The sequence below is a fragment of the Microbacterium sp. genome, assembly GCF_003248605.1.
Taxonomy (GTDB): domain Bacteria; phylum Actinomycetota; class Actinomycetes; order Actinomycetales; family Microbacteriaceae; genus Microbacterium.
This window is the reverse complement of the sequence record NZ_QFPF01000168.1, coordinates 1-5,488: the sequence shown is the minus strand read 5'-3', so window position 1 is coordinate 5,488 and position 5,488 is coordinate 1. Positions and strand designations below refer to the sequence as shown.

Below are 5,488 nucleotides of genomic sequence, written 5' to 3'. Positions count from 1 at the left end.
AGGACCGCACGAGTCGCGCGATGGCGTCGGTGGCTTCCTTGATCTTGATGTCCGCCTCGTCGCCTCCCGCCCGCGCGGCGTCGACGACGCAGTGTTTGAGGTGCTCATCGAGCAGCCCTACGGCAACGACCTGCAGCGCGCTGGTGAGCGCGCTGATCTGCGTCAGGATGTCAATGCAATACTTCTCGTCTTCGACCATCTTGTGCACGCCGCGCGCCTGCCCCTCGATGCGCTTCAGCCGGTTGAGGAACTTGGATTTGTCGGTGATGTAGCCGTGTCCGGCGGACCCGGATCCGGATTCGGTCTCCGACTCGTGGATGAGCTCGTCAACGGTGGATGACATGGCGCGACCTCCTGGCGGTTTAGGGCTAGCGATTTAGGACGGAGCGGACGGATGCCTCGGGCTGCAGATCGAGGCGTCGGAGCAGCTGGGCGTTGATTGCGACGACGATCGTCGACAGTGACATCAGGATCGCACCAATCGACATCGGCAGCACGAATCCGATCGGCGCGAGCACGCCGGCGGCTAGCGGGACCGAGATCAAGTTGTAACCGGCGGCCCACCACAGGTTCTGCTGCATCTTGCGGTAGCTCGCCCGCGAAAGCTCGATGACTGACACTACCGAGCGGGGGTCGGAGCTGGCGAGGATGACTCCGGCGGAGGCGATCGCGACGTCGGTGCCGGCGCCGATTGCGATGCCGACATCGGCCTGCGCGAGGGCGGGGGCATCGTTTACGCCATCGCCCACCATCGCGACCTTGCGTCCGCCGTGTTGTAGTTCGGCGACCTTCGCGGACTTGTCTTCGGGGCGGACGCCCGCGAAGTACCGGTCGATGCCGAGTTCGCCCGCGACTGTGCGCGCGACGGCATCTGCGTCGCCGGTGATCATGACGACTTCGACCCCGAGGGCGTGCAGCGCGTCGACGGCTTCGCGCGATTCGGGCCGGATCTCGTCCGCGAGCCGTAGCCCGCCGATGACCGCGCCGTTCTGCATGACGTGCAGGATGATCGCGCCCTCATCTCGCCACGCGTCGGCGGCGGGGATCTCGGATGCTGCGGCCTCGGCGAGCAGTGCCGGCCCGCCGACTCGGATCTCGGTGCCCTCGACCATCGCCGTGACGCCGACGGCGGGGGAGGAGCGAAAGCCGGATGCGCGCGGCACGTCCAGGCCCTGATCGTGTGCGGCGCGCACGATTGCCCTGGCCAGCGGATGCTCGCTGTCGGCTTCGGCCGCGGCGGCGAAGCGCAGCACGGTGTCGGGGTCGACATCCCCCACCGTCTGCACGTCGGTGACGGTCGGCTCACCCTTGGTGAGCGTGCCGGTCTTGTCGAAGAGCACGGCATCGATCGTGCGCATGCTCTCGAGCGCCAGGCGGTCCTTGACGAGCACGCCCCCGCGCGCGGCGCGCTCGGTCGCAATCGACACCACGAGGGGGATCGCGAGCCCGAGCGCATGCGGGCACGCGATCACCAGCACCGTGATGGTTCGCACGACGGCGGCGTCCGGATTGCCGAGGACGCTCCAGACGAGCGCGGTGATCACGGCGGACGCGAGTGCAAACCAGAACAGCCACGCTGCGGCGCGGTCGGCGAGACGTTGCGCCCGCGACGACGAGGCCTGCGCCTCGGTGACGAGCCGCTGGATGCCGGCGAGGGTGGTGTCGTCACCCGTCGCGGTGATCCGCACGCGCAGTCCCGAATCGGTGGCGACGGTGCCCGCGACGACCGGGTCGCCCACACCGCGCGACACGGTGCGGGATTCCCCCGTGACCATGGACTCGTCCATGTCGGCGCTGCCATCGACGATGCGCCCATCGGCGGGAACACTGCCCCCGGGGCGGACGATCACGACGTCGTCGACCCGGAGGTCGGAGGGGGAGACAGTGACCACGTCGTCGTCTTCGACCCGTTCGGCCTCGTCGGGCAAGAGCGCCGCGAGCGAGTCGAGGGCCGAGGTGGTCTGTGCGAGCGAGCGCATTTCGATCCAGTGCCCGAGCAGCATGATCACGATCAGCAGCGCCAGCTCCCACCAGAACTCGAGCTCGTGATCCAACAGCCCGAGGCTCGCGCCCCAGGAGGCGAGGAACGCGACGGTGATGGCGAGGGCGATCAGCAGCATCATGCCGGGGGTGCGGGCACGCAATTCGGCGACCGCACCGGTGAGGAACGGGCGCCCGCCCCACACATACATGACGGTACCTAGCGCGGGGGCGATGAATGCGGCGCCCGGGAAGTCGGGCAGCTGGTATCCGACGAGCATCGCAAACATGCTCGAGAACGCCACGACGGGTACGGCAATGATCAGGTTGATCCAGAACAGCCGACGAAATTGCATTACGTGATCGGCCCCGTGGCCCGCATGTGCCCCGCCGTGTTCTGAGTGTGCGTCGTGCTCTGCCATCTGTCCGGTGTGCTGAACGTGCTCCCCGGGGTGCGTCCCCCCAGGGGCGTGGTCAGAGGTGTTTGAGGTCATGGGCCTTTCCTATCGACAACGTCGTCGCGATCATCGGGTGGAACAGAGTGAGCGAGCGATTCAGCGGGCTCCATCGAGCCCGCATGTCATATCCATACCCGAAACTCGTTCATCGACATGACAACTTCCCCTCCTGGGGGGTCGCCTTTGTTGGTATGGCGACAAGTTCACTGTATACCCCCATTGGGTATGGCGGCCGTGCGCGAGACGCTCTGGCTTGCTACGTACGTGTGACTTAGTACCGCAGCCCCCTACCGGTATGCAACCCCCTCCGTGGATGGGTATGCCCGTTGTAGCGTGCCGCTGGTCGGGCATCCGCCCGGCGGGAAAGGAGCAATGACGATGACCATTACGGGAGACATGCTGCGCACCCACCCGAAGGCCGATGCGAGCAATGCGCTGCTGACGTGTATCGAGGCGTGCGTGGAGTGCGCCCAGTCGTGTGCCGCGTGCGCTGACGCGTGCCTCAGCGAGGACATGGTCGCGGAGCTCACCGAATGCATCCGCAAGAACCTAGACTGCGCCGACGTCTGCGCCGCGACCGCTGCCGTACTGACCCGCCAGACGGGCAGCAACCCCGACACTATTCGTGCGCCGAGCCGCGTGCGCCGCTTGCGCGGAGGAGTGCGAGCAGCACGCCGAGATGCACGAGCACTGCAAGATCTGCGCAGAGGCGTGCCGCCACTGCGAGCAGGCCTGCGTCGAGATGCTCGCCGCCTGAGAGCGCGACCGATCGCGCCTCGACCGACGAGAGGCAATCGACGGTACGAATGAGTGAATGATTACGAATGAGTGAAGGAGGAGATGATCCGTTTGTCGACGAATCAGAACAACGACCAACAGCGTGACCACAACGAGCACCAGACGGAGCAGAAGTCGCGGATGCAGATGCCGATGTATCTGCGATTCGCGGCGATGATCCTCACCGCGATGGTCGTCATGTATTGGGTGATGTTCGCCGGTTCGTGGGAGTGGGGCCACGTCCGCTTCAGCGAGAGCCGTGTGTTCATGGCGGTCACGATGGGCGGCACCATGGTGTTGGTCATGATCGCCTGGATGCTGAACATGTACAAGAACACGAAAGCGAACATCGCGATCGTCGCAGTCGGGGTTTTGCTGATCGGCGGCGGCATCGCTCTCGACCGCAGCCAGATCACGGTGGATGACACGGACTGGATGAGCGCAATGATCCCGCATCACTCGCTCGCCATCACCCGTTCCGAACGGGCGCAGATTCAGGATGTGCGCGTGTGCGAACTCGCGATCTCGATCAGCGAAGCTCAGCGAAACGAGATCCTCGAGATGGACTGGCTGATCAAGGACATCGAGGAGAACGGCATCGCCGCCACTGTCGCCGAGGCTGAGGCCCGCGAGGTACCCGAGTTCGATCGCGCCGCCGCGCGCCAGTGCCCCGCCGAGTAACTGGCGTAGGAGCCCGACGGGCATGTTACGCCGCATCGCCATCTGAGGCTGAAGCGGTGGTGCTTGCCTAGTCGAAGGAGAGAATGAAAGTCGAGGAACGACGCGATGCTGCCGGAGACTATGAACGTGCTGTCCGTCGTAGTCGGTGTCGCACTGATTCTCGTTGGCCTTCGTGACGTATTCCACACGCTGTTTCACCCCGCCGGCCGCGGAGGGGTGAGCACGTGGGTGATGCGCGGAACCTGGCGGGTATCCCGGTGGCCGAGGGGGAGCCCGTCACCGCTTGCCGGGCCGGTGGGAATCGTCCTGGTCATCGTCGTCTGGGCAGCGCTGCAGGTTTTCGGGTGGACACTGATCTATCTGCCTCAGATGCCGGACGGCTTCAGCTTTGCCCCGGGTATCAACCCGGACCGCTATCCCGATCTCTTCATTCTCTTCACCGCCGCCGTATCGTGGATCATGCAGCTCTACCCCGCGCTGAACCGTCGCCGCACTACCACCTTGCGGACCCGGAGTCTCGTTGAAGGCGGGTTCGTGTCCCGCCTGGAACGCGACGAAGCGTACGAGACCGATGCGCTGGTGATGAACGAAATCGCCTCAGCCCTCGCGCAAACCCGCGTCGATCTCATGCAGAGCGCCGAAACCTACTACTTCGCCGAGAAGGATCGGTCCCTCGCGCTGCCCCAAGCGATGACCACCGGCTGGGGCATCGCGAAAACGGCCAAGAAGAGCCGCATCCCCATCGTGGTGGCCGCCGGAGAGGTGCTCACGGTCGCCGTTTCCGACCTCGCCACCCTGCTGCAGGACGAGTTCTTGCAGCAAGCCGGCGACGACATCCCCGCCATCATTGACGCAATAGCACGCGATCAAGGAGGAACCCGCTCCGCGGGCTGAAAGAAGGCACTTTCCTTGCCCCGCACGAGGCCCGAGCCCGTGGGAACGCCGTGAGAAAGATTGACGAAAGCTCAGGGCCTTCGCAGTACACGGCCGAAAGGTCAAGTCTCGCGGAATGACAGCGAAGCCGGCCTGTTGTGCACGTATGAAAGGTGTTCCTGCTTGGGTTCAAATCCCACCGTCACCGCCAGAAAAACCCCTGTTTATCAGGGGTTTTTCCATTTCTAGAGGGTCGGATTGGGAACACTTTGGACGCAAGTCCCGTGACTCGGGTGCCAGAGGCCGCCGGAACTTGTCGCGGGTGGGCCGTTACGCTGGTCGCGTGACCATCGTCTCGCCCCCGAGTCTCGCGCTGCGCGAGGCGATTGGCGCGCGCCGTGACGAGTTTGAAGCGCTCCTGCTCAAGTATGGGGCGACGAACCCGCGACTGTTCGGTTCGGTGGCCCGCGGTGATGCGACTGAGGGCAGCGATATCGACATTCTTGTTGAGATGGATCCCGCCGACGGCAACCTCCTCATGCGAGCCTCCGGCTTGTTGGAGGAGGTTCGTACGCTCTTCGGTCGCGAGGACATCGACATCTTCCCCGAGCAGTTGCTCAAGCGACCTATTGCGGACGTGGGCCTGAGGCAGGCGTCGGCGTTGTGACACCGCGCGCCCGGCGGGAAACTACGACCCGAGGACGGCCAAGTGCTGCGTT

The 5,488-nt window shown here is 65.0% G+C and carries 5 protein-coding genes and 1 pseudogene; 4 read left to right on the top strand and 2 right to left on the bottom strand.

Features of this window, described 5'->3' with window-relative positions:
* The coding region (locus DI573_RS14550) for a metal-sensitive transcriptional regulator (RefSeq protein ID WP_292815833.1) at positions 1–343 on the bottom strand (343 nt) is incomplete at its 3' end.
* A gap of 25 nt (positions 344–368) precedes the next feature.
* Positions 369–2,402 carry a heavy metal translocating P-type ATPase gene (locus DI573_RS14545; protein WP_292815830.1) on the bottom strand — a complete coding sequence of 678 codons (2,034 nt, stop codon included), beginning with the start codon at positions 2,400–2,402 and terminating at the stop codon, positions 369–371.
* A 408-nt stretch (positions 2,403–2,810) separates the two neighbouring features.
* On the opposite strand from DI573_RS14545, the pseudogene DI573_RS14540 reads away from it, so the two are divergent.
* The 4 genes and pseudogenes from DI573_RS14540 to DI573_RS14525 all read left to right on the top strand — a co-directional run bounded on the left by DI573_RS14540 (position 2,811) and on the right by DI573_RS14525 (position 5,436).
* Positions 2,811–3,195 (top strand): annotated as a pseudogene (locus DI573_RS14540) (four-helix bundle copper-binding protein).
* Between the two features lie 71 nt (positions 3,196–3,266).
* The gene (locus tag DI573_RS14535; protein WP_292815827.1) at positions 3,267–3,896 is read left to right on the top strand and encodes a DUF305 domain-containing protein; all 630 of its coding nucleotides are present in this window, start codon (positions 3,267–3,269) and stop codon (positions 3,894–3,896) included.
* Positions 3,897–4,001: 105 nt separating this feature from the next.
* The gene (locus DI573_RS14530; protein ID WP_292815824.1) at positions 4,002–4,790 is read left to right on the top strand and encodes a hypothetical protein; all 789 of its coding nucleotides are present in this window, start codon (positions 4,002–4,004) and stop codon (positions 4,788–4,790) included.
* A gap of 322 nt (positions 4,791–5,112) precedes the next feature.
* Entirely contained in the window at positions 5,113–5,436 is a 324-nt protein-coding gene (locus tag DI573_RS14525; protein ID WP_292815821.1) for a nucleotidyltransferase domain-containing protein, read from the top strand.
* The last annotated feature ends 52 nt before the right edge of the window (positions 5,437–5,488 follow it).